This window comes from Leptolyngbya sp. FACHB-711 (assembly GCF_014695615.1).
GTDB lineage: Bacteria > Cyanobacteriota > Cyanobacteriia > Elainellales > Elainellaceae > Leptolyngbya_A.
This window is the reverse complement of the sequence record NZ_JACJOR010000441.1, coordinates 1-3,690: the sequence shown is the minus strand read 5'-3', so window position 1 is coordinate 3,690 and position 3,690 is coordinate 1. Positions and strand designations below refer to the sequence as shown.

General features: G+C 48.9%; 4 protein-coding genes. All 4 read right to left on the bottom strand.

Translation table 11 applies throughout. The features are described from left to right. Window positions 1-1,498, bottom strand: a 1,498-nt coding sequence (locus tag H6F80_RS19760) for a methyl-accepting chemotaxis protein (protein WP_190793236.1), incomplete at its 3' end; no start/stop codon positions are given. 71 nt (window positions 1,499-1,569) lie between these two features. Beyond that, complete coding sequence (locus H6F80_RS19755; RefSeq protein WP_190793235.1) at window positions 1,570-2,166, bottom strand: chemotaxis protein CheW; 597 nt, start codon at window positions 2,164-2,166, stop codon at window positions 1,570-1,572. Between the two features lie 88 nt (window positions 2,167-2,254). Next, window positions 2,255-2,620 (bottom strand): response regulator transcription factor, encoded by a 366-nt coding sequence (locus H6F80_RS19750; RefSeq protein WP_190793234.1) that lies wholly within the window; start codon window positions 2,618-2,620, stop codon window positions 2,255-2,257. A gap of 65 nt (window positions 2,621-2,685) precedes the next feature. After that, on the bottom strand, window positions 2,686-3,690 hold a 1,005-nt coding region (locus H6F80_RS19745), incomplete at its 5' end, for a response regulator (protein WP_190793233.1).

The window sequence follows — 3,690 nt, the reverse complement described above, 5'->3', positions numbered from 1 at the left end:
ACGACATATCCTTGGCAGATGAAAGTTCTGTGCCTGTAATTTCAGCAGCCAGAGTTGCGCGGCGGGCGTTGAGCGTTTGCTCCTGCAAAAATTCCTTGACTCGAAACACCAGATTGTTAAACGTGAGTGCCAGGGTGCGGGCTTCCGCCGAGCCGACCGGATCAACCCTAATGTTTAGATCTCCAGCAGACACCTGCTGTGCTTTAGCCGACAGGTCGTTGAGGGGAGCAGCCAAACGGCGCGATAGGGCGATTGCCAAGGCTGTTCCCACTGCTGCCAGAGCCAGAGCAATGATCGCGAAGAGGTTAAGCAACTCCCGACCTGCACCTTGAATTTCCGCGACATCCATTGAGGCGATCGACACCCAGCCGAGCCGGGGCACGGTGGACACAGCATATTGCTTGTCCTGATAGCGAAACGAAGCAACCAGCGAGCGGGATTGTGCCGATTCGTCATTCGATTCGTCATTTTCATTACGGCTGCTGATCACCAGTCCTTGCACCGGAAAGTCATTCTGAAGCTGCTGCTGAAGCTCATTGAGCGATAGATTCTCCTCTAAACGCCGAGCTTCGATCAGACGCGCTGCCAAGGCTGAAATTACCTGTTCTCCTACAAGGGGGAGCTGTTCCTGGAATATCTTAATCTGTTCTCCCTCGGAGCTATAGCCTGCAATCACAGAGTTTGCGCTCGTATCAAGGAGCTGAACCTGCTGGGAACCACGAAAGCCAGCAATGTCAAGCTGAGTAGCAAGTTCTGCAAACGTATCATTCGAGGCAAAAACTTTTACTACCCCCAGAAAGCTGTTGTTGCTGGGATCAACAATTCGCTGACTGATATTCACCCCGTACCGACGCACAGAAGCATCAAAGGCTAGTGCACTAATCCACTGCTGTTGAAATCTGCCCTGCTTCCACCATTCATCCTCGGACTGTACGAGGTTATCCGGCAGAACATTAAAGCCGACGTTGAAGCCATTCTTATCAGTAACAATAATCTCTGCCAATTCTCCGGCTTTTGCCATCTCTACCAAAAAATCGTTGAGTTCTTGGCTTGGGGCAATCAGCTTCGTGCGGCTAAGCCGAGCTTCTAGTTCATTCGTAGACAGTTCTAATAAATTTTCTGATTCTGCCGTATTACTCGTGCTGCGAACTCGACTCAGCACAAAAGCATTTTTTGCAACAACCGACGCAATGCCCAGCCCATCTTCGATACCGGAACTAATCACCTCACCTGACAGGAGTGCCTTTGCTTTCAGATCTTCGGTTAACTCAAACTCTGTTCTATTTTGCGTAATCAAATAGTCGGCAAAGGTGGCAAGTGCTACAGGCGCTAACGCCAGTGGCAACACGGTGAGCAAAAGCTGACTGCGAAGCCCTGCTCTGCTAAATCTAGAAAGCATTGCTCGAATTCCAGCAGAAGGGGATGGTTTAACCTGCGGCAAATCGTTTTGTACGACAGTCGGCTTAGAAGAGCTAGAGTTAAAGGGAATTTGCGTCATGAGAAAAGCCTCAGCGTCTCGAAGGTAAATCGATCGAACAGACTCAATTAGTTGAAGATGAAGATAAACGATCAGGAGAAAGGTTCAGATAAGCTCTGAAGAATTGCGGCACTATTGAGCAGCCAGTAACGAGGGGAAGTTTCGCTTTGCCAATATCCCCAAAAAAAATGATGCAAATTGGCAGACAAAGAATCAAGCTGCAAATTGGAAAGAAAATTTGATAAAGGATCTGACGAAGGATCAAATTCAGACAGCAAATGGAGACGATCGGCTGTGCATTCCACCATGTCCTCAATCTGATTAACAACCAGCCCGACCATCGCCTTCTCGTTTGACTCGTTCATTCCGCGCAGCACAACGACGGTATGTTTAGCACCATAGTTCGGCTGCTCATACCAGGGCGAGAATCCCAACAGATGGTTTAAATCCACCATCCACAGTACTTCGCCGCGCCAGTTATACACGCCCATTACCCACGGCGGTAGATGAAAAATGGGCACAATTTGACCGATCGCCACCGTCAGAATTTCCACCAGATGCGGGGCCGGGAGCAGTGCAGGCAGCGAGTGATCCAGCAACAACTGAAGATATAGCCCTTCGGCAAGCATTGGGGCAGCCATCGACGACTGAACAGAATCAAGCGGAGAAGAGAGGGGTTGAGAAGCCATGTTTAACAGGTGATATCTGGCAGGTAATGTCTGTTGGGTAATGTCCCGCGGGTAATATTTGACGGGGGCTATCGATCGAGAATTGCGATCAGGCATCCATTAACTGATTCACCGTTCGCATCAGCTCATCTTGATCGATCGGTTTTGCCAGATAGGCATCAGCCCCCTGCTTCATGCCCCAAAACTTATCCATATCGCTGCCTTTAGTAGAGCAGATAATCACGGGAATTTTGCTGGTTTCCGTTTCCGCTTTTAGCTCACGGCAGATCTCAAAGCCACTGCGATCGGGCAACACCACATCCAGAATAATCACGTCAAACTGATGCTGTTTCACCCGATCGAAAGCTTCTTCTGCCGTTTGTGCTGTTTGTACCTGAATGCCTTCCTTTCTTAAGCAGCCTGCCAACACTTCCTTATCCGTCAAGCTATCTTCAACGATTAACACAGTACTCATTTTGCTGTTCTCCTTTGATACAAACCCTTTAGGATACAAACCCTTTATCACTGCTCAAATGTCCTCTAAACTCGCTGTCTAATTAATCGCTGAATGATGCTTAAAATCACCGCAGGTTCCATTGGCTTACTTAAAAAATCCGTTGCGCCCAGCAGTCTTGCTCTTACTTGATCCACAATGCCGTCATTTCCAGTCAGGATAATAATCGGCGTTTCCTTAAACCGCGATACTTTACGAAGCTGACTGCAAATTTCATAGCCGTTTGTATCGGGCATGATTAGATCTAGAAAAATAATGTCTGGTTTCTTTGTCAGCAATGTGGCGATCGCTCTGGCGGGTTCGGTAATTGCAATAAACCGATAGCCTGCTGCTCGAATCACCTGCTCCATCGACTGGCAAATCATCAAACTGTCATCGATACAGGCAACCATTGGCGGAGTCACTTCCGCAGCATAAACAAAACGGTTTGACCCAGATGAAATTGGCGTCTCAGGTGCTTGTAATAGCTCAATCCAGCCTGACTGCACATAGGGCAACAGCACCTCCATAAAGGGTTGAACGGGTCGCTGGGTTTTGAGTGCCAGGTCGCGCAGCGTGTGCTGACCATCCAGCAGCGTCATCAGCGTCTTAAACACCTGTGGAGACGTTTCTGCCTGCAAATAATCGGGCTGACGGACGATCGGCGCAAGATTGGGCGAATAGGGGCTGAGCTTTGCTTCAAACCACTGCTGCCACTGCACTTCAACTGCGGTAAAAATTGTTTCTTCTGCCAGTTTTGCTGGCTTGATCGCGATCGATGGGCTTGATTGCTCCACAATGTTCCCCAGGGGCGATCGCGGCGGACATCGCCGGAGCTGGTGGGAAACGTTTGCCGCTTGAGTAATATCAAACAGCAGCTCAATTAAAATCTGCTCAATGATCTGAACGTGGTTCTGGGGTGTAATTTGTCGCTGAAGCAGCAGGCGATCGAGCTGTTGATATTCCCAGCAGTCTGCTAAAGTTCCTCCGTTCTCTGAAGCATGCTCTGAAGGATTGAGTTCTAAAGAATTTGCCTGATGCAATCGATCGAT

Coding starts and splice junctions, on each gene's coding strand:
- H6F80_RS19755 (WP_190793235.1), bottom strand. CDS start 2,166: ATGGCTTCTCAACCCCTCTCTTCTCCGCTTGATTCTGTTCAGTCGTCG.
- H6F80_RS19750 (WP_190793234.1), bottom strand. CDS start 2,620: ATGAGTACTGTGTTAATCGTTGAAGATAGCTTGACGGATAAGGAAGTG.